Annotated in this window: 12 protein-coding genes; 1 reads left to right on the top strand and 11 read right to left on the bottom strand. The window is 42.2% G+C overall.

All coding sequences use genetic code 11. The annotated features are described in order from the left end of the window. Positions 1 to 5 precede the first annotated feature (5 nt). The 3 genes from ACOQO1_RS12505 to ACOQO1_RS12515 form a co-directional block, all read right to left on the bottom strand. Positions 6 to 734, bottom strand: a complete 729-nt coding sequence (locus ACOQO1_RS12505; RefSeq protein WP_420603217.1) for a hypothetical protein — start codon at positions 732 to 734, stop codon at positions 6 to 8. A gap of 293 nt (positions 735 to 1,027) precedes the next feature. Further along, a complete protein-coding gene (locus ACOQO1_RS12510; RefSeq protein WP_420603218.1) occupies positions 1,028 to 1,264 on the bottom strand; it encodes a helix-turn-helix domain-containing protein in 237 nt (78 codons plus the stop codon). 21 nt (positions 1,265 to 1,285) lie between these two features. Next, positions 1,286 to 1,525 carry a helix-turn-helix domain-containing protein gene (locus tag ACOQO1_RS12515; RefSeq protein WP_420603219.1) on the bottom strand — a complete coding sequence of 80 codons (240 nt, stop codon included), beginning with the start codon at positions 1,523 to 1,525 and terminating at the stop codon, positions 1,286 to 1,288. A gap of 122 nt (positions 1,526 to 1,647) precedes the next feature. On the opposite strand from ACOQO1_RS12515, the gene ACOQO1_RS12520 reads away from it, so the two are divergent. Beyond that, positions 1,648 to 2,013, top strand: a complete 366-nt coding sequence (locus tag ACOQO1_RS12520) for a hypothetical protein (protein ID WP_420603220.1) — start codon at positions 1,648 to 1,650, stop codon at positions 2,011 to 2,013. 736 nt (positions 2,014 to 2,749) lie between these two features. On the opposite strand, the gene ACOQO1_RS12525 is transcribed toward ACOQO1_RS12520, so the two are convergent. Genes ACOQO1_RS12525 through ACOQO1_RS12560 form a run of 8 tightly spaced genes read right to left on the bottom strand, consistent with a single transcriptional unit; the run spans position 2,750 to position 22,257 of the window. Continuing rightward, on the bottom strand, positions 2,750 to 10,150 hold the full coding sequence (locus ACOQO1_RS12525) for an RHS repeat-associated core domain-containing protein (RefSeq protein WP_420603221.1): 7,401 nt from the start codon (positions 10,148 to 10,150) through the stop codon (positions 2,750 to 2,752). A gap of 2 nt (positions 10,151 to 10,152) precedes the next feature. Next, positions 10,153 to 15,213: a hypothetical protein gene (locus ACOQO1_RS12530; RefSeq protein WP_420603222.1), complete on the bottom strand. Its 5,061-nt coding sequence runs from the start codon at positions 15,211 to 15,213 to the stop codon at positions 10,153 to 10,155. Positions 15,214 to 15,250: 37 nt separating this feature from the next. Beyond that, the gene (locus tag ACOQO1_RS12535) at positions 15,251 to 15,859 is read right to left on the bottom strand and encodes a hypothetical protein (RefSeq protein ID WP_420603223.1); all 609 of its coding nucleotides are present in this window, start codon (positions 15,857 to 15,859) and stop codon (positions 15,251 to 15,253) included. Position 15,860: 1 nt separating this feature from the next. Next, positions 15,861 to 16,439 carry an OmpH family outer membrane protein gene (locus tag ACOQO1_RS12540; protein ID WP_420603224.1) on the bottom strand — a complete coding sequence of 193 codons (579 nt, stop codon included), beginning with the start codon at positions 16,437 to 16,439 and terminating at the stop codon, positions 15,861 to 15,863. Further along, positions 16,429 to 17,904 (bottom strand): fibronectin type III domain-containing protein, encoded by a 1,476-nt coding sequence (locus tag ACOQO1_RS12545; protein ID WP_420603225.1) that lies wholly within the window; start codon positions 17,902 to 17,904, stop codon positions 16,429 to 16,431. The genes ACOQO1_RS12540 and ACOQO1_RS12545 overlap by 11 nt, the downstream gene beginning before the upstream one ends. Positions 17,905 to 17,909: 5 nt before the next feature. Continuing rightward, a complete protein-coding gene (locus tag ACOQO1_RS12550; protein WP_420603226.1) occupies positions 17,910 to 19,118 on the bottom strand; it encodes a fibronectin type III domain-containing protein in 1,209 nt (402 codons plus the stop codon). 4 nt (positions 19,119 to 19,122) lie between these two features. Then, on the bottom strand, positions 19,123 to 21,033 hold the full coding sequence (locus tag ACOQO1_RS12555; protein WP_420603227.1) for a DUF2341 domain-containing protein: 1,911 nt from the start codon (positions 21,031 to 21,033) through the stop codon (positions 19,123 to 19,125). 39 nt (positions 21,034 to 21,072) lie between these two features. Further along, the gene (locus ACOQO1_RS12560; protein ID WP_420603228.1) at positions 21,073 to 22,257 is read right to left on the bottom strand and encodes a fibronectin type III domain-containing protein; all 1,185 of its coding nucleotides are present in this window, start codon (positions 22,255 to 22,257) and stop codon (positions 21,073 to 21,075) included. Positions 22,258 to 22,652 lie beyond the last annotated feature (395 nt).

The following is a 22,652-nucleotide window of genomic DNA, read 5'->3' on the forward strand; positions in this document are numbered from 1 at the left end:
TGGGGTCAGAATTTGAGGTATGCTTTATCTCCGTTTACTTTTGAGGCTTTTAAATAAGTCCCCTTGGGACATTTTTGGCCTTCGGAGATTAAATTTTCTATAATCAGATTATGATATTGGTCCTCTCCCCAACAGAAATTGGCATATTGATATCCAAATACGTGCAGTTCCGAGAAAAAGTACCGTTTTTCAAACTCACCATTAATGACCACTAAAATGATGTTCCCGTATTCATCTTTCTGTAATTGTATGGCCTCAGCTTGTAAAAAAGTGGGCATTTCCGTCTCTGGAACCGTAATGTTCAATCCGGTTACCAGCTTATAGCCATCGTCATTGGAAATATAGGCCCTCAATTTATCATGTGCTTCGCTGTTCAACAAGTTGGTAAAACCTAATTTATCCAACAGTTGCAACCTTAGGTATTTGGGTTTGTACGGTAGCGAATCATTATAGGAAATGCTATTGATCTTGCCCGCTTGTTGCATATACTTGGCATAGCTAAAATAACTTGACCTATTAAAGGGAAGCTGTTTTACATCCACTTTTAACTTGGACCAATTGGGTACGCCGATCTGCTCTGCGGCCGAGTACCAGATATCTCCTTTGGTCTTGATCAAAGTGCCCAACTCTGGGAAGTTCAATTGGGCCTCTTGTTTTTGAGCTTTGTAAGTGCTACAGTTCCAGAAGAGTAGGACTCCAATACCTATCAACATCAGTTTATTTATCTGCTTCATGTAGTCAATATATAGACTAAAATACAGAAATTACTTCCTATGACCTTCTTTTTAAAAGGATAATTTTTGTTGAAAATTGGGTTTTTATGTTAAAAAATATGTTGTAGAATTTACCCACTAAAAAACCACCGGTTTGAGTTTTACAAGGGAAAGGCCCACCTGAACGGATGGGCAGGTATTGAGAACCAGGTTTTTGATTCGTTAGACCCCAATTCTCGATACAATTTTTCTTGGTCCAGCCAAGAAAAACCACTCGAGTTGACCGAGCGCGTTCAATGTCATTTTTATTTCCTTTAGGAAAAATCAAATAAGTCTTTGAGTGGAATCTCCAATGCTATGGCAATAAGGTTTAGGTTGGTAATGGAAGTGCTGATCTCGCCGCGTTCGATTCTACCGATTTGGTTTTTGGACATCTTGGCATCGGTTTCCAATGCTGCCTGGGAAAGACCGGCCTTTTCGCGTAACTCCAGAAGATGTTGTCCGAATTTCTTTAAAAAGTCTAAGTCTTCCTCTGTGTATTTTCTTCGCATGATTTATGAAAAAACAAAAGTTTATTCTTCAAATAAGAATAAATCATGTAATGAAATGTCCAATGCCTCCGCAATTCTACTTAAGGTGACCAAACTTGTGTTATGCTCAGCGCGTTCTATACGGCCAATTTGGTTTTTGGTTAAGTCAGCATCGACTGAAAGTTGAAATTGGGACAACCCTTTTTCATCACGAAGTTGTCGAATCCTATCTCCGACCATTTTCATAACCTTTATGTCTTTTTCAGAAAGTTTTTCAAGCACACGCCAATGTGGTCATAGTTCAAAAATTAATAAACACCTTCGTTGGGGTAATCTGATTATTTTTCATTAATATTGAACTAACTTTTTGCATAGCCCCTCTAATTTGGAAAAACCACCATGCTATGTCCAATATTTTAGGGGAGATCAACAATTTTTTGGAAAAGGGCTCTATAAATACCATGGAAATTACTTTTGCCCAACTGGAAATTGATACCTACCACAACGGAGAATTTTTAAAACGAATACAAAAGCCAAATTGCAGCATTATACTCCATAGATCGGAAAACAACACCCTTGCCAAAATGGACGTTGTGGACAATATTGCTTTCCGGTTTTCTTTTCGGTTTGCAGCACCAACATCTAGCAAAATTATAAAGGCAAAATGCAACAACTGCCCAGACCGCTCACACAAGGTGTTTTGGAAATGGATGCCGAAAAGTTGGTACTGCAGTTTGTTATTGATGCTCCAGATAAAGGGTTACAGGTAAAGGTAAAACATAGCTATTCGCAAATGTTGAGTTTAGCAACAAAGTAGTAAAGCTGCCGCCAGTTACAAAAGAAAACCACGGCATTAACCGTGGTTTTATCCCAACTTTTTTTACTTCTTTCTTACTCATACTGGCCACTAGTCATGCTTCGACAAGCTCAGCACAGGAAGACTAGCGGGAGCGGGGGAAATGCTACAACTGCCCAGACCCCTGGCACAAGGTATTTTGGAAATGAATACCAAAAAGTTGGTACTGCAGTTTATTATTGATGCTCCAGATAAAGGGTTACAGGTAAAGGTAAAACATACCTATTCGCAAATGTTGAGTTTAGCAACAAAGTAGTGAAGCTACCACAAGTTTACTTCGACAAGCTCAGCACAGGTATAACTGATGATATCACAAAAGAAAACCACGGCATTAACCGTGGTTTTTATCTCAACTTTTTTTACTTCATTCTTACTCATACTGGCCACTAGTCATGCTTCGACAAGCTCAGCACAGGAAGACTAACGGGAGCGAGGGTAATAGCTATAGTTTTAAATATATCTAATCCATACCTTTCTCTAATATTTTATTATCCCAATATTCTTTAACAACGCGACTAGCAATATAAGAGCAATAAAAGCATAAAAAATCCATTTTCTATATGGATTTGAATGAATCCATTTTCTAAACTCTCTTGCAAAACGATTACCCAACATTCTTAAAGATTTTAAAATTTATTTTACTCTTCCCATTAATCTAAATCATAATTTTGAGGGAATTGAATTCCTATTTTTACATTACCCTCCACCCCATATATTAATCCATAATCAAATCCAGCTGCAAATTCATATTTATGGTTCGAGAGTTTTCCCTTGTGCACACCGGTTGTATGAAATTCTTGAATAAGATTTAATATAATTAAATTTTCGCTAGTTTCCTTTATTCCACCATTTTCCAAGTCAATAACCATACCCCCTCCAATAAAATTCCCCGCAGATAAAGAAAGTGTACCATCCTCTCCCTGTGAACCGATAAAATTATGGTCAATCAAGCCTCCTTGTGTACTGTCAAAGCCAAATCCAATGGAATATTGGGGGTCTTTACCTATAGTGCCTGAAACACCAGTTTTCATTCCTAAAAGCCGAACCTCAGTAGAATAACCAGCTCCTGAATAAAAGTCTGCTTGGGCATCAATATAAACATTTGGGAAATTTCTTGGGTCATGATTTCCTAAAACAGAAAGACTAAGCCCACTTGCAGATGGAATATTACCAAAACCATTTGCTCGGTATGATGGTATAAAATTACCGTCTGTTACAAATACATCATAACCGTCGGCTCCAGTTTGCACTACACTATAATTACCTTTTACTCCGACAGTTTCACCACCGCCGTTGAATACTTTCCATAACCATGCAGAAAACTTGCTTGTAAATCCTCCATCTGGATCAATCCTGTTTAAAGGGTCATTTCCCATTCCAAGATAGGGAGAATTATACTGCCCCGCTGGATCCGTGGTCAACCAGCGCCCAATACGGGCATCCCATAGACGTAGTTCAAAGGCTTCCTTGCCTGTCTCTGGGTCTTTTTCTTGACCCTGGAAGGCATAGCGGTAGCCTTCAGGGCCCAATAAGCCCCTTGCCGGCATTTGCATACCAAAGGGGTAATAGTCCCTATAAGTTTCCCCATTAGCACTGTTGCCACTTTTGGTAAACACGGCCCGTACATTGCCCAAATGGTCGGTTAACTCGTAAATATAGTTTCGTTGATCGGCCGTACCTGTATTCGCATAAGCCACTCCTATCCTACCCGCACCATATACGGTTTGCTCCTTAAGAGCCACACTACCGCCAAAATCGTCATAAATGGCCATGGTCTGCCCGGCAACATCCCGCACATAATAGGTGGTATACTGCAAGGTGCCATTGGTATAGGTTTCCTTTTTTGTGCGGTGGTTACGATCGTTGTAAAAGAACCTTACTAAAGGTACCTCTTTTTTCTTTACAGCAGTTACCAAACCAGCTGCATTATACTCGTAACGGATTACACTATTGGGCACTATTCCATCAGCAATGTACTGTTGTTTTTCTGCATCGGTTACTTGCTCCCAGTCCTCAATAAGCTGTCCAATGCCATTATAGTGATAATTTTGGTTGTTTTCATCACCTATTTGGTCAGCTAGGTCATCCGCTCCCACAACATCTCCATCTGCATCATCTACCCTTACCAATTGGTTGGGGCCATCTTGCGGGTCAGTTTTATAGGCATAGGCCAGATCATCCATGGCATTACCGTCATCTTGTGATCCCTTGTTGCGTTTTAGGCTCTGTATGTTCCCGTTGGCATCGTAGGTAATGTTGGTAACATCATAGTCGCTGCCGCCTCCACTGGGATCAATACGCAAGGTACTTAGAGGTAAAATGGTGGCCGGGGCAGATATAACTATGTTATCTGCTGCCACCTTGTCCCCGCTTACATTACCGGTTAAGGGCAGGGATGCGTCAAGGTTTCCTGAATCGCTTGGGTCAAAGTTGGCCTCTGTAAGCCAATTGTTGCGATCGTAGCTATACACATATTCACTTGTACCCGTGTTGTGGGCATTGCTCCAACGAACGCCTTTAATGTTACCATTAAATTGATCGGTACCATAGGTGGTGGCCGCTTGCATATTGGCCACTACCCTGTTATAATCTGCATGGTGATAATCCAACTGCATTCCAAAAAGATCATTGTTACCACTAGGGTCAGTTGCCGTAAGATCCAGCTGGTTAATGCTTTTTAGCTGCCCCGCCAAGTTGTAGATATAGTCCACTCCTTGGGCGCCATTGGCCAAATCTACGCGTTTTAGTCCGTCTGTTTCGTAATAATTGTACTGGGCCTGTAAAGTAAAGGCGGTACCTCCATCGGAAGAGGTCTCGACCGTGGACAAACGATCTTTAACATCGTACGCATAGCGATGGATGAACTCTTCGCCGTCCACTGTTTTCTGAAAAATAACCTGGGTCACCAAACCTGTTGTGGGGTGGTACTCATAATCTATGGTCTTGGTACCTAAACCTTGAATGTTCTGTACCAACCATTTTACCCGACCGTACACATCGTAGGCATACCAGGTTTCACTAATATCGTTTGCCGTATGCGCCACATTGCCCGCCACAAAACTCTGCGAAGCATATAAATTCGCTCGTGAACTATCTAATAATAAGGCCAAGGCCGCATCATCCGCTATGTCATAGGTAGTGAACTGCTGTTCCCTGCAATTTGCATTTGGAAAATTGTCCGTGTCATTTTGTATTTCATCTAAGGTGTAAACATTGTCAATAATGGCATCCAAGCCATTTGCGTTGGCTGGGTCAAATACATAGGTTCCATTTTCTAAAAACACGCCACTTTCCAAAGGTCTGCCAAACGTATCGTAATGTGTATAGGAGAATTCTCCAGCTAGTTTTTGCTTGCTGTTCTGCGAAAAGCGAATCTGACCATCCTTTCGATATTTGAACCAAGCTTCTCCCTCATCAGGGCTATCTGTATGCACCAATTGACCCAAGGCATTGTACTCATACGAAGTAAAGGGTTTAGTGGCCTTTGTAGTACCCAAAGGTTGGTACGATTTTACCAAGCGATCAGCTTCATCATATTCATTTAAACTATAATCATAATAGTTTTCCTTATAGTTGACCGTAACCGGATTGGATGGGTCGTAGTTGTCAGGGTCACCTACTGACACACGATAAAAACCGTTGGCAAGACCAACTGAAGGACTTACCGTATCTTCCGTAATCAAATCGTGGGTGGTCACCGTATAACCGTTGGCAGTCACGGTAAAGCCCATGTTACTTCCTTGGGGTACATGGATATCCACAAAGCCTTGTTCCGGTATGTCAACACTCATGTTCCTGGATGCCGTTCCACCACTTCGCGCAGCTCCCAATACTTTTCCATCACTATCTGTAAAGACTACATTTTCGACTCCGTGGACATCACGGGATACCGTCTTCACAATTTTGTCGTCATCATATCCAACATCTCCAAAGGCCACAGTCTGCGAGAGTTCTTGGGAGGACAACATGGTAAAAGTATATCCTTGGGCCCATGAATCAGAAGGTCCTACACTTCCGTCTCCATCAGTATCCACTTTGTTTCCACCAACCGTTCGCAGTATGGTACCTGGATTTAGGTTACTATAAATTGCACTGCTAAAGGGCCGTTCGGTAATGTCTTGGTATATTTCACGGTTATTGACATTGTCGTAATACCATCCTAAAGAATTTACGGCATTACCCACGGGATCAGGGCTCTCCAGATTGCCACCTGTATAGTTATCAATACCATAATCCAAACCATTCTCTTGCTGGACAAACCCTTCTTTATAAGTGAAAGCGGATCCCGATGCTATAGGAGCGGATAAGGTCTGTATGGCTAACCTACCTGCAAGGTCATACTTTGTTTCGCTGGCCCAAATTTCATCATTCAAATTATCCCAGACTTGGCTCTGAATTGGTTTTCCCAATTCATCAAAATATGACTTGTTCGCATTTTTCAGGGTTATGGAAAGGTCATAAATCTCCGCAGTAATGGTGTTCATGTTTTCGGGAGGTACTATACCTGCAGGGCAGCCTTTGTTTGAAGCAAGACCATGATCATCTGGACAGAAATCATCGTTGTTGGAAACGTAACTTATCCCATCTTCCGTGAAAGGACCACATGCAGTTTTGGAAATGCCCAGAGCACTTCCCAGTCCATCACCATCCACATCGGGATAAAATTCTTGGCCACAATACACTTGTATTAACAAAAACGCCCCAACGAGCTCTTGGCTAGTGTTATAAATACCGATTTGGGCATTTCGGTTGGCGCCATTATAATTGGTTACAGTACTGAATTCAAATGTGTTGGTCCCCGAAGTCTCCAATACCGTTAACCACTGAGGTACTGAAACCTGTGGCCCATCGAGACTTGCGATAAACAATTGACCCTCACAGGCTACGGGATCAAATACAATTTGGATATTTTTGGATTCTGCTTGCATTGCAAATTCTACTTCATTAAGCCCTAATGCAACTCCATCCACTCGAATTTCAGATAACTCACATGTTGGAGGAGGCGGTGGTGAATCCCTTTCAATATCGATCAATCCTATCTGGGTTCCCATGACGCTGACACCGACGCCTGCCGTTGTGCCAGGATTTACTTGATCATAGGGGTCACAGACCACTTGTATCCTGTTCGGTATCCCGGACACCCTGCTCAGGGTCACCCAAGGTTGTGGGTTTGCGTTAAAACTTACATCATAAGGAGAGGTACATGAACCATCTGGGAACACAATTTCCACATATTTGGTACCCCCCGACTGGCTAAAGCTCAACCTAGTGGAATTAATCGGGTCCGGATAGTTGGCCGGTGGTGGTGTACTGACTCCAAACTCTTGCATATAGGCGTTCCCACAATCAGGGTCGCACCCATTTGTCCCAGGACCAGGTGCAGCTTGGTCCGGACATTGGTCATCCACCGATTCGGGATTGGAGGTCCAGTTCCCCGATGGCTTTGTACAGCCCTGTGATGTTGTGCCCCCTGGATCGGGATAATTGTCCCCATCCGCATCGGGGTACCATACCGTTGCCGGGTTCACATCGGGGTCCTCGTCATCACAGTCCCCTGTACCGGTCACACTGAGCTTGTACCATGCATTAGGTGTCGGCTGTGAACATTGCGTGATAGAGGATTCCGCATAGCCGTCATTGTCCTGGTCCTTGTACCAGGTCTGTAAATTACATGCCTGGGAGATTGTTCCATCTATGGTCTCGCCCGAACCATTGACATCGGTCCCCACAACAAAAATGCTCCTTGTCCCTTGCCCATCATTTGCCGCTACAAGAAATTTGACCTCGTTGGAACCGTTCTTGGTCACCGTTACCCAACTGGGCAAAGGGTTTCCGTTGCTCTGTTTGAAATCGAAAAGCATGGTAGCGCTACAGTTGCTGTAGGAAACGGGAAAGGTCCTTTCCTCCCCGTTCTCGCTAAAGGTGCCCGAGATATTCGACGAGACCGTACAGGGTGGTGGTGGGGCCTCCCTTTCGATATCGATCAATCCTATCTGGGTTCCCATGACGCTGACACCGACGCCTGCCGTTGTGCCAGGATTTACTTGATCATAGGGGTCACAGACCACTTGTATCCTGTTCGGTATCCCGGACACCCTGCTCAGGGTCACCCAAGGTTGTGGGTTTGCGTTAAAACTTACATCATAAGGAGAGGTACATGAACCATCTGGGAACACAATTTCCACATATTTGGTACCCCCCGACTGGCTAAAGCTCAACCTAGTGGAATTAATCGGGTCCGGATAGTTGGCCGGTGGTGGTGTACTGACTCCAAACTCTTGCATATAGGCGTTCCCACAATCAGGGTCGCACCCATTTGTCCCAGGACCAGGTGCAGCTTGGTCCGGACATTGGTCATCCACCGATTCGGGATTGGAGGTCCAGTTCCCCGATGGCTTTGTACAGCCCTGTGATGTTGTGCCCCCTGGATCGGGATAATTGTCCCCATCCGCATCGGGGTACCATACCGTTGCCGGGTTCACATCGGGGTCCTCGTCATCACAGTCCCCTGTACCGGTCACACTGAGCTTGTACCATGCATTAGGTGTCGGCTGTGAACATTGCGTGATAGAGGATTCCGCATAGCCGTCATTGTCCTGGTCCTTGTACCAGGTCTGTAAATTACATGCCTGGGAGATTGTTCCATCTATGGTCTCGCCCGAACCATTGACATCGGTCCCCACAACAAAAATGCTCCTTGTCCCTTGCCCATCATTTGCCGCTACAAGAAATTTGACCTCGTTGGAACCGTTCTTGGTCACCGTTACCCAACTGGGCAAAGGGTTTCCGTTGCTCTGTTTGAAATCGAAAAGCATGGTAGCGCTACAGTTGCTGTAGGAAACGGGAAAGGTCCTTTCCTCCCCGTTCTCGCTAAAGGTGCCCGAGATATTCGACGAGACCGTACAGGGTGGTGGCGGGGCCTCCCTTTCGATATCAATTATACCTATCTGTACACCTTCGAAGCTCAAGCCAGTTCCAGCCGTAGTACCAGGGTTTGCTTGTTGATAAGGGTCACAGACCACTTGTATCCTGTTCGGTATCCCGGACACCCTGCTCAGGGTCACCCAAGGTTGTGGGTTTGCGTTAAAACTTACGTCATACGGGGAAGCGCACGAGCCATTTGGGAACACAATTTCCACATATTTGGTGCCTCCCGACTGGGTAAAACCCAACCTTGTGGAATTGATTGGGTCTGGATAGCTGACCGGTGGCGTGGGATTTGTTCCCAACTCACGTGCATAGGCCACGACCGAAGGCGTTGCAACCACCACCGATCTTGATGTGCTCCATAATAAACTACTGTTATCACGTGCTCGAATATAGTATGTCCCAGCAGCCGTAACAGTGTAATTGTTGGTTGCCGCATTAGCGCCTGACGAACTATTGGTGCCAGAGGAATTTGTTCCTTGCCAGAACCAAGTAACACCCGAAGGTGGATTTCCCGATTTAATCAAGACAGTCTTTCCACAACCGGTATCAGATACAGTAGGGGTTGCTGGGGCACTTGGCGGTGTTGGTGCTCCGGAGCTTTGGGTAACGGGAAAAGATTGCATAAACCCTCCAGGGTAACTATAAGTAATTAGCTCCGTACGCGAGCTTCCAGTATTTGCTTGACATACTACCCTAATTTGATTGGAGTTGGGTTGGGTAACGGTCAACCAGGAAGGAACATTTGAAAAACTCAATGAAACCGGGCCACAACCTGAACTGTACAGGATTGTTGTATACTTTGTCCCACCAGAAGAGGTAAAGCTCAAAGACGGGGGGGATACATCTTGAATGCATTGTGCATAGGTCTCACCATGAAATCCCAAGAGCATTCCGATAGCAATCATTACCCTAAGCACTTTTTTCTGATAATTTCTTTGCAGATTTTTTGTGGAGCAAGTACTTACGTTTCTTTTTTTCATGGAAGTTTCTTTTTCATGCAGAAAATCCTTGTGGCTCTGCATTGGTCCATAATATTTTTCCGAATCTGATTTTGACTCTAGATAGTAAGAAGTGTTATGCCCCTTACCATTTTCATATTGTTCTATATTTTTAAAGGACATAACTATTTTAATTTATAGGTATACTTATATTCTCTTGACTTCTTAAAGCCACCTGTGCCATCTCCATTAAAATCAGCTACTTCTGTCTCGGTTTGCTTCAATCTTCCCATGGGGTTATATAAATAATGTACCGCCATATTGTTAGCGCCAATAATATGGCTAAGTTCATTCCATTCATTATACACATAGGAAGTCATGGAAGCGGTAACAGGATGTAATCTAAAATCATCCACTATGGTATTTCCTCCATCCGCGGTTACAACGACCGTAGTATTATCTGCGATATCGGCATAGAAATTGAGCTGAACCCAATTCCCGGCCATAACTTCTTCATATGCATTATGGGATATTGTAGTATTGCTCCCTATTTTAACACGAGTATTTTGATGCGTGCCCTTTTTGGCCCACAGCGAAACCTTATACTTTTTTGTGCCATTTTCCACATGCCTTACCAAAACTTGATAGCCGTCTTGATTGGTGCCAATGGCGAGGGCATTCGATCCAGTATGGGCATCCGATGATATTGTGGCACTCCCTTTTTGGACTCCACCACCAAAATAGGTCTGTGTTACATCCAAATCTTCCGCTCCCGAATAAAACAATTCTTCATATCCGGCATTCCCAATCGCGAAGACTTTGGAATCCTTATCCCCCATTTTGGTTGCAAAAAGGTCATCATTTACGTTTCTAATTTCTAGAGGAGAAGAATAATGGTCATACAGATTTGTCGAACCAACATTAAGCCAATCGGGATTGGTTTGGTTTTGCCCCAAACTCCAAACAAAGTTGTCATCATCGCCGACATAATCTTGAAAAACACCATTATCCCCCAGACTTCCATTCCAGACAAAATCTTGGTGTTTCCGCCAAATCTTTTTGGACGGGTCAGTCTCCAATGTTTTGGACGTACCCGCTTCATTGAAATATTCCCATTCGTTATTCCAGGTGGTTATGTTTGCTGCTGTGGTTCTCCAATCCGGTCCAATTTTTATCTGTTTTAAGTCCAGTGCATTTTGGGTAAGCATGTTAGCGTTTTGTGGATTATCCACCTTGCTGCCCATTCCTGGATAATTATGGTATGCCGGAATCATTTTTGACCTAATTTCAAAATCCTTGGAATCGGTTGTAACAATTTCAGTTGCTATACCCGTGGTAAGGTCGTATGCGTCATATGATGTTAAAAATGAGTGCCCTTCCTTTATCGCTTTTGTCTGTCCCAAAACGGTTGGCAAAAAAGAGATATTTGTAGTTGAAAGATTAACCGGTATATCAGGGCCATCGGTAACTACATCTTCCTCCTTTACATAAGATTCTGTAATATATTCGTTTTGAAGGCTTACTTTATCCAAATAAGAATTGACAACAACACTAATCTGTTGATCATAATTATTGAATTCCGTTTTCGAAATCAATACTCCAAGTGAGGACAATTTGTTTTCGACCTCAAAGAATTTCTCATCAATTTGGAAGTGACGATTCGCATCTGATTGCTTTGCCGTTAATGATACACCTTGACTTGAAGTAACTGAAAGTATGTTACTGTTAAAATCTGAATCCACTAAATTGAACTCTTCCAAAACATTGAACTTATAATCAGTATATGTATTTGAAGGGTTTATCACCCTTACATTCCCATAAACTACACTAGGCGCGGGCTGCAAATCCAAATAAGGAATATCTTTTTGATATTTTCTGGTAGGGGCATAGGATGTTGTCCCCGAAGATACATTGGTCAATATATTATTTGTCCCTGGTTTTGTATATAGGTATTGTGTTTCAAAGGTATTATTAAGCTCATCCGTCAACGTAATTTTTTTTGTTCGAATCCCTCCTCCATTTTGCTCATCTTCATTAAAAAACACCCTAATTTTGATTTTTTCACTTCCATCTCCAGGAGGGTCACAATACCATTCTCTATCTTCACCCTTCCAGTTAATGGTTTCATCAACAATATGATTGTATTCACCATCCTGATAGTACACCCAGTTTTGCTCATGACAATTGGTTTTCAATCTTACCCAAGTTTTGTTGGAATTGGTTGGAATTTCAAATTTTACCACTGAACTGGACACTTCAGTAGCCAATCCCTGTCCTGCCACATCGGCAATCCAGTTGTCTCCATTATTATTTGGGTCTCTATAATATTGGATATCCAAGTCATAATTTTCCCCAACAGCAAAGAAATTGGACAGGTCTAATTGCTGTTCCGGTGCTATCTCAGGGTCTTGTCGAACGGACACATGTTTGACCCCTGAATTTGTCCCTTCAAATTTTACCTGAAGATTATTGTCCAAATAGGATGTGTTTACTGATTTTTCATAAAACGTATCCGATTCGTATTCAATCCCTATGGTGCCGCCCAAAGGATCCTGAATTTCCTTTAAGCTCCATATATATGGTTTGTTGGAATAGTACCCCCAATCATCAAATCCGGAACGTGAAATTGGTGGGGTAGTCTCATCAAAGTATGTAAATCTGTAAGGAGGAATAATGGCCTTTCCTTCTTTTCCTTTGAACAATACATTTTTCAAAGTAAGTCTTCCATTGGAAATTGCATCATCTCTTCCAAGGGAATAGTTATAACCAAAACTAATCACCTTAATTGCGTTTTGCCTTAAACTTGTAAAATCATAGTCTTGACTATCCAAAAGATTGTCTTGATATTCACCTCTATATGTATTGTGCACATAGGTTTCCCGAGGTCCTTCATATGTTTCTCTGTTAGTTGAACTTTGATAATGGTAAGTGTTTTTTTCTTCCAAGTGTATTTCTAAGTTCAAAGGATTGTTCGAATCTCCATTACCATTACTCAAAGACAACTGATTCAGGCCCACTGGGACATTCTGATTTTCCAATAGGATGATTTCATCCAGCAACATAGTTGGAATTGCTTTGGAATTTACATAGAACCAGTTTTCGCTTCTAATTGTGGAATAGGCTTGTGAAGCTTTCCATAAATCTTTTGTTGGCAACAATCTACCATAGGCCCCTTTCCAATAATATAGTCCATCCGTTCCTCTTGTGAAACTACTTCCTCCACCGTTCAATATACTGTTCCTATAAATCGGGTTCCCTGAGTCCTGCATAGAAATTAAGGAGGAGTAATTGTCCTCCCTGAATTTTTTTACAAATAGTGCGGTATGGGTTCTGGTGACTACACTGTTCAAATAATATATATCCTTTACTCCCCAAGTATAGCTTTTTGCACTATCTGTATAATTGTAACCAGAGCTCGGCATTCTCCAAGCAAAACCATCTGACCATTTTCCATAGTCAAAACGCACCCAATAACCAAGGTCCGTATCACCAATAATATTATCCCCATCATCAATAAAATCAGGGCCGGTAATCGCAGTCAATAACCAATGCGTGGCATAATGTTCTAAATCTTGCTCTTCCATATACTCAAGATTTATGTCCTTATCGGACTTGGTTACCACCCTACTTTTTTCCTTTTGGTAAACAGGAATGGAATAATGATACGTTTTTCCATCAGAGGCGGTAACCTTAAAAGCTCCGATGCCATCGGACGGCATGGTATTTCTGTCTAAATCAGGAATTTGAAATATTAAATTGCTGTTTTGTAATAGTTCACTATTGGTATATGTTTCTATAAAGCTACTTTTCTTTAATCGCTGTTCACTGGCATTAAAGCCATCTGAAGTGGTATTGGAAGTATAGTTCAGATTTTGCATAATTGCCAGATAATCAACCTCATTTTGGTTTGTTAAAAAATCTGACCTTCCTGTAATACTAGTTTTATGATAGGAAGAATACTCATTGTCTATATAAAAATGAGGTTTGGTATTCTGGTCTTCTAAACTTTTTGTGAACAGCGAAGATCTTATTAGTGTTCCATGATTTGCATCCGGTACTTCATACTTGTTTCCGTTAATAAGTCCTACTTCCCTTTCTATCCCATTTACATTGGAAAACAAAGATTTTTCGCTCAACCTATTTCGTGATGTATGAAGTCTTCCCAGTTCTAATAATTTAGGAGAAATACTCCCATTAAAGCCCTGGGCATCTGCGCTATAACCATCATATGCCAAATACGCGGGGTTATTTCTGGAAAAAGAAGCATCACTTTCAACTGTACTAACCAAGCTTTCCGTTGCATCAAACTCATTATAGAAATACAGTGGGTCATCCAATGAAACATCATCGAAACTGCCAGAGTATAAACTCCCTGTGGCCAAATAGTCTTTTTCATCAAAATGCCAGTATTTAAATTTGTTTTTAGAATATTGTGCCTTAAAAGGCCCTGCAAAAGCATAAATTCTAAAATCAGTGAGAGGAATACTTGATAATAACCCGGAGGTCTTGGTTTGATCAGAATTGGAAAAAAGGCCACTTAACGGAATCCCTTTGAAACTTGAGCGAAAACTTATTCCAGTGCCCTCTTGTGTACTATTAATTAATAAGTTTTGACCTTCACTTCCAACACCCAAAGAAAAGCCATCGTTACCAAGTGAAAAAGAAGTGCCCAGTACATTGCTAGAACCATCAGTTCTTTCAATCTGCATATTATACGAGACACTGCCTCTGATTGAGAAATCCACACTTCTTTCACCGCCTACTGTTTTGTTGGTAATCCATGTAGAGTTTAAACCCACACTTAAATCATCCGATACCCCAAGGCCCATATTAAGGTTTTCAATAGTTGTTGTTCCGCCGGCGTCAAAAGAAATTTTAGATTTTAAACCGTTCTTCCAGTCGTCTGGCACACCAACTACACTTCGATTTATAGCTCCAGGATTAACGTTCCAACCCAAACCAACCCACGAAGCTTCTTGATCCAAGGCAATACCAGCATGATAAGACAATGCTAAAGGGTATCCACCTTCCGGAGAGGGAACGTTGAGCAAAGGGAGCACATAGCTTAAATCTCCTGTCGCCAAATTGACCATGTCAGTGGCATCCACAGGCTCAAAACTTGCTGCCTCAGGGGCAGTCGGCCCATTATTGGAGGCATATAACAAGTTTACAGGCAGAATGCTTGGCATAAATGTCAGTGTTAGGAATACCGCCATTATTTTGTGCGAAAATTTCGTTTTTTGCATGGTCCGTTGTTTTTTTCTGTGTTTTGGGCGATTCATCTTATAAGGTGTTTTCGAAATTTATTTGTGGTTCATTCTCTAAGGGTTTCACGGGAATCTTAAAACCAATCTCACCCGTGGACAGACCTAAATCTTCAATGGTAATATGAAAGAAATCTTCAGATAAAAGCTTCTTATTCTTTGGATACACTAGTAAAATGTTGGTGCTATTCGACATTCCATAAGTTCGCGGATAGATGTAGTCTGCCATGGGTATGGTATCCCTTTTCTGGCTTATGAGATGCACTTTTTCCCCCATGCCAAAGACCAATTGGTTTACCATGGCTCCAAAAGCGGCTCGACCTCCCATCCGGCTGCTCAACAATTCTTGGTTATTGGCCTTCATACCCAAATTGAAGTATAAATAATCCCCATACTTCTTTCTTAGGTCTTCCACATTTGTAGAAGAATGGTTATTGTCCAGTTCTTGTTTCACAATTATATCCGTAGGTCTGTAAGTGAGTGTATACACAACATTCCCAATGACCTTTTCATACCGATAGCCATTATCCGTGTTTTTGATGTAGGCCAACAGCTCCTTTTCCGAATCGAAGGTGTTTTGGCCGCAGCCAATGAGCAAAATCAAGCTAAATGCAAATAATCCTCTCATATTAACTTCCTAGGTATTCAGCGTTAAGTCCTTCCAAAATTGTCTGGGTGAGGTCGGAAACATCCTCGGCATACATTATATTACCACTGCCTTTCGCACCAAAAATGATACGATACCCTTCTTTTTTGCCATATTCTTTTACATAATCATTAATGTCATTGATTATGGTCTGGGTCATTTTTTGATCCTCTTCCTTAATCTGCTTTTGAGTGGCCTGTTGATAGTTGTTTATCTGTTGTTGTTTGCCCTGCAATAGTTCCTGTTTTAAATCCAGTTCTTTCTTTGTCATGGAAAGTCGTTCTTTTTCATAGGTTTTCAACTCATTCTGCCAATCAACCATTAAACTATCTACATTGGCTTTTAGGGTATTGGCCTTTTTATTGAAGGCTTCCCTTTCAGTTTTGGTACGCTCATAGCCTTCTATCAATTTATTGATGTCAACATAAACCAATTCAGATTTTGAAAGTGACAGAAAAAAGGTCGCACAACCCGCTATCAGTGCCAGAATGGATATGTATAATGGAAGTTTGTTCATGTTATTTTCTGACTTACTTTGAGTTTTGATTTTCTTATTGTTCATTGGTTTTGAGTAAATTTTCTAATCGATTAAGGCGCTTTTCTAGCTTTTGGTTTATAGACTTTTGTTTCTTCAGTTCTGTTTGCTGTTGCAAAAGGTAAAGCGTGAGCTCTTCTATTTTTTCCGTGAGCAATCTGTTCATCTCTCCAAGTTCCACCCCGTTGGCCTCTACTTCCTTTGCTGATGGAATGTTAGGCAAATGCCCTTTTTCATCGATATGCTTTTGGATTTCTTCCAGAGTAGGGAGGTCATAACCTGCTTTAAAAACATAATCGGGCCAAGTATCCTGGTCCACCCGAATCTCACGGGTACGGATATGCCCATCTACAGCCAGTTTATAGCCTGATGGCACAGAGTTTGTACCTATGGCCACATTACCCGAATAGCTAGCCACTGAATTGGCTTCTGACCAAACGGAACCTCCAGAGCCTCCCCCATCCGAACCGGAATCGGTCGTAACAGAAATTGCACTGCTGGACGAGCTTTCATTCCCAGTAGCATCCAAGGCAGTTGCCGTAAAATTGTAAGACGTACTCGCTGTAAGCCCGGTCACTTGATAGGCGGTTACATTGCCCAAAGTGACTTCAAGATTCCCATCTTTAAAAATCTTATATCCTGTTACACTAACATTATCTGTGGCTCCACTCCAGGAAAGGTCTATAGTGGTGTCAGTCTTTCCAGTGCTTGAAATGGTTGGTGCAGTTGGAGATTGGGTGTCACTTGATGAATTTGTAAGATCTGTATAAATAGCCTGAATTTCAGAAGTCGAGAGGGCTTTGCTAAATATCCCTATGTTTCTGATGTGGTCAGAGTATTCCCAATAGAGACCGGAATTGCCAGAATTTCTGTGTGCTCCAATCAAAACATCCACCGTTTCAGTACTATTCCCAACACTGGTAGCATCCCTTGTTTCAATTAGTTGTCCATCAATATACAGACTGGATTCTGTTTGCTTGACCACAAGCGTGAAGTGGATATTCTCATTTACTAGACCCGTGCTTGAATTAAAAAAACTAAATGATGCATGGCCAATACTAGTCCAAAATTTACTGCTGGTAACATCAATACCATATTGCCAGGTGCTGCCATCTCCGCGCGCCACTAAAACACCTTGACCCGGAACTCCTGTTCCCAAAAGCCCCATTATTGTAAACTCATCGGTGCCTGGGGTAAAATCCAATGCCGAAGGCTGGCCCAGATTGATAGCGTTACTTGTACCCGCAAAGCTGAATTCCTTTTTACCATCACTTCTAATATTCAAAGCGATTGACCCTTCCACTGTGATACCAGAAATCACTTGGGCCTGGTCTGTCACATTTGTGACAAGAGAGCCATTTGCTCCTGTCTGTTCCTCAGCATCAATCCACGCTTTGAGTTCAGATATACGTGCACTTGGTGGAACCAGATTTGTTTGGGCATAAGAGAGACAACAACATCCAAAGCATAAGAGAATTATTATCTTTTTCATTTTTTTTAATCGTTTTCTATTAGACTTAATCGTTTTTCAATCTCTTTGTTCTTCCATTCTAACTGGAAAATATACAGTGTCAATTCTTCTATCTTCTCCAATAACAGTTTGTTCATCTCCCCTAGTTCCACACCGTTGACCTCTACTTCCTTTGCTGATGGAATGTTAGGCAAATGCCCTTTTTCCTTAATATGCTTTTGTATTTCTTCCAGAGTGGGGAGGTCATAACCTGCTTTAAAAACATAATCGGGCCAATTGCCACTAAGTTGTACTTTGACCTCTTCCGTAATCAATTTGCCATCAATGGCCATTTTGTATCCCGTTGGTACGCTTGCTGTCCCAACTGCCACTTCTCCACTATAACTGGCAATGGAGTTGGCCTCTGACCAAACAGAGCTTCCCGATCCTTCCCCTCCCCCGGAACTTGAATCAGTGGTCACAGAGACCGTATTGCTAACTGTACTCATATTTCCGGCAGCATCAAGAGCCGTTACTGTAAAACTGTAGGTGGTACTGGCCACTAGTCCGGTAACTTGATGGGAACTTGTATTGATATTGTTTGCCACAATGGTGCCATCTTGGTAGACGTTGTACCCCGTAACAGCGATATTGTCTGTTGCTCCACTCCAAGAGAGCTCAGCCGTGGTGTCTGTCTGCCCAGTGCTAGAAAGCGTAGGAGTTGTCGGGGACTGGGTGTCAGCTTGAGACTGCGGGGTTATGGTAACCCTATCTATATAAACTTCATCTCCCACAGAACCCCCTGAGCTAGAACCAGTAAATACAATAATAGTTGCGGTAGTGGAATTTGCTGTAAGGGTAAAAGGATATTCTGTCCAAGTATTTCCAGATATCAGTGTTGTCGAAAATCCAGAAAAACCTGTCCATAATGCAAATGCGGGATCGTTCGCTTGTGCACCTTCCTTTGCCCATATACTAATGTTATACGTCTCGCCATCAACGACTGAAAAGGTATAGGTTGCTCTGCGATCTGTTGTACTTGATGATGTTGAGACAATCTTCATGGCATAATTGCCATCATAAGGATCTGAAGTATCCGCAGTTTTGGTAGTGCCCCCTCCCCAACCATCGGTTGAGTTACTTTCATTGGTTACGCTCGCGGCGTTACTGTGACTGTGCAGTTCCTGGGCATTGGAAAAATTGACCGCTAAAAGAGACATTAAAAGCGCCATGGCGCACAAAAATGAATTTTTCATTGCTCTATTGTTTAGAGGATTGGGTTAACAATTGTTTTATCAAAGTGAGTTCTTTTTCGAAGCGTACCATTTTCTCATTTTGAGTACTGAGATGCTCGATTTCTTTCTGTTGTTCTTGAAGCAGTTGCTGTTGTTTTATTGTAAACAATATTAGTTGTTCGATCTTCTCCAAAAGCAGTTTGTCCATCTCTCCAAGATCAACACCATTAGCTTCCACTTCCTTCGCCGAAGGAATGTTTGGTAAGCGTCCTTTTTCCTTTATATATTTTTGGATTTCCTCCAAAGTGGGTAGGTCATAACCTTCTTTAAAAACATAATCGGGCCAGTTACCGCTGAGTTGGACTTTAACTTCTTCAGTGATTAGCTTTCCATCTATGGCCATTTTATAACCAGCGGGTACCGAGTTGGTGCCAATGGCCACGTCACCGGCGTAGCTTGCCACTGAATTGGACTCAGACCAAACAGAACCCCCGGAACCTCCTCCACCTGAAGAAGAGTCTGTGGTAACAGAAATGGTGCTACTTGGAGCACTTTCGTTACCTGCAGCATCCAAAGCGGTCACCATAAAACCATAGGTGGTGCTTGCTGCGAGCCCGGTCACCTGATATGTGGTTACATTGCCCAAGGTGGCCTCAAGGGTTCCATCCTTGAAAATTTTATACCCTGTTACTCCTATATTGTCCGTAGCCAAGTTCCAAGAAAGGTCGGCGGTGGTGTCCGTGTTCCCAACACTTGAAAGGTTGGTCGGAGTAGATGGCGGTTGGGTGTCAGTACTTCCTGAAACGTTTTCCGGAGTTCCGGCTGTAGCAAAAGTCGCAGGATTTAATTGATTGTTATATTCAGTGGTCAACCAACCCGAGCTTCTACTCATACTGTCCACTCTAAGCTCATCTATCCACCCAGGAAAGTATCCGGAATCTCCCTCTGAGCCAACATGATCAAAAGCGCCACCGTCCGAGGCTTGAGTATTACTATCTATGGAAACGGAATTTATGAATTGTTCAATATCCCCATTGGTGGCAACAAAATCATATCGGGTGGACGCATTTGAAGAAACGCTTCCGGGAGGGGTAAATTCTTGGGTTCCATCGTAGAAAACTGCACGATTCCCACCATCTGATGTTGTCCAAAACCCATCCCATGGGGATTTGTTGGTTAAAATACCAGAATAGTTGTGAGTAGCAGCCGGCTGGTTCCAGTTAAACCAAACAGAAAAAGAAAAAGAATTGCCGTAGGTGAGATTGCCATTTATCAACATTTGATCATTTATGCCATCAAACTCTATGGCATTACCTATGGTGCCAGGTTTCAGGTCGTAGTGATTCATGTACCCCTCACTGCTTAGCGAATGCCCGTTGCCACTAGCATCTGGTATGGTTCCTGAAGGGTCTGTGTCCATATGCCATACAGCGCTATAACTTGACCAAACTGCTTCACTGCCGTAGGAGGATGTTGCCGCAGGTTGTACTTCACCAGCTTTATTATACCATATATATATTGTTGTATTTGAGGTCGCCGATAGACTAGGCACCTTTACCCATATCTGACATCTCCGGTTAGCAGGAGTGGAACTAATAACAAAATCCACCACTTCAATGGCCAATTGATTATTGCCTGCAGCATCACTGGAAAATCTAATGTCCCCACCACCGTCCAGTGCTGAGTTGGCTCCGCCGTCTACAATCTCGTTGTTTAGATGATTTAAGGTAATCAGTACCGGAAAATCTGTTAGATTGCCAGATCCTGCAACTTGGCTGGCCTGAATTGTAATAGGCTGTTTACGGTTCCAACCTGGGAATGCAAACATATCCTCAGCAATGGTCTCCTTTTCCAATATAGTTTTGGTGTTTGCATTGACCAAATTACCCGATAGGATAAAAAGGATAGTTAAATTGATTAAGATTGTCCTTCTCATGTCTTGTTTATTAGCTGCTGTACTTTTTAAGCTGGAAACCTAGTTCTGGAGTCTCCATATTTGTTGTTGTTGCAGTTCTATCAGCTTCTGTTGTTTCCTAAGAATTTTTTGAAGCGCAATAGTATGCAGTGTAAGTTCTTCAATCTTTTCCAAGAGCAGTTTGTCCATCTCCCCAAGCTCAATACCATTGGTTTCCACTTCCTTGGCGGATGGGATATTGGGCAAATGCCCCCTTTCTTTTATATACCTTTCAATTTCCTCTAAGGTGGGTAGGTCATAATCTTCTTTGAAAACATAGTCCGGCCAGGTATCTTGGTCCACCCGGATCTCGCGGGTGCGAATATGTCCATCCACCACAAGTTTATAACCAGATGGCACTGAGCTTGTACCTATGGCCACATTACCATTGTAACTGGCCACGGAATTGCTCTCCGACCATACCGAACTTCCGGATCCACCTCCCCCTCCTGAACTTGTATTAGTTGTTACTGATATGTTGCTCGCTGTACTTTCATTTCCGGCAGCATCAAGAGCCTTGACGGCAAAATCATAGTTGGTACTTGCGGAAAGTCCTGTCATTTGATAGGTCCCCACATTGCCCAGAGTGATCTCGAGGACATTGTCCTTGAATATCTTATATCCTGTAACACCCACATTGTCTGAAGCGCCACTCCATGAGAGGTCAACGGTGGTATCTGTTTGGTGTGTGCTAGAAAACGTGGGTGCTATGGGAGATTGATTATCAACAGGTGTGATGGAAACATTATCAACGTAAACCGTATTTCCTGTTGTGGCTGGAACGCCTGTGTAAATCTGGATTTTGGCTGTTGAACTATTTGCAGTCTTTGTTATTGAGTACTCAGCCCATTCCGTAGTTATTGGTATGTAACCATCTTCATCCAATCCATTCCAATGAACTTCAGGGGTGTTTGGACTATCGCTCTTTGCATATAGCTTAATTACGTATTGCTGCCCTGGAGTTGTATCAAAATTGTATTCTGCCCTATACCAGCCATTGGATGGGGCTTCAACTTTTATGCAATATGACCCGGAATAGACTTCATTGGTCACGGAAGTGTTTGTTGTATTTCCTCCCCAACCCGTTGCGGCATTGGCTTCATTGTTGATACTTGCTGCATTTGCTTGGGTATGCAGTTCCTGGGCATTTGAAAAGTTACTTACAAAACACAACTTCAATACAAGAATATGAAGAGCGTGTTTCACAGTATACGATATCATACATCGTAAACAATCCATGAAACCGAAAGTTGATTTTGCAACTCTCAAAAGTTTGATGGCAATCATAATTTTAGTTATAAGTTATTTCACAAGATTCTGTAAACATGTCAAAAAAGCAGAGTTATTTTTTCGGTCGCTTTGTACATTAACTCAAATTTTAGGCGCCAATGTTTCTTTTTGCCCCAACAAAATGATACCTATATTAAGATTATCCAGATTGTACTATACAGGAGCGAGTACCGGGACAATTTTGAATAAATGTTTTGAAGAGAATGGATAGTAGGGCAGTTTTTTTGGAAGAGGTTGTTGTCATTGTATAAAATTGAATTAGGGTTAATTTGTAATTTCTGTAAGAAATTTACCATTTATTTTTAAACCTT

The sequence above is a fragment of the Flagellimonas sp. genome (assembly GCF_965222555.1).
Taxonomy (GTDB): Bacteria; Bacteroidota; Bacteroidia; order Flavobacteriales; family Flavobacteriaceae; genus Flagellimonas.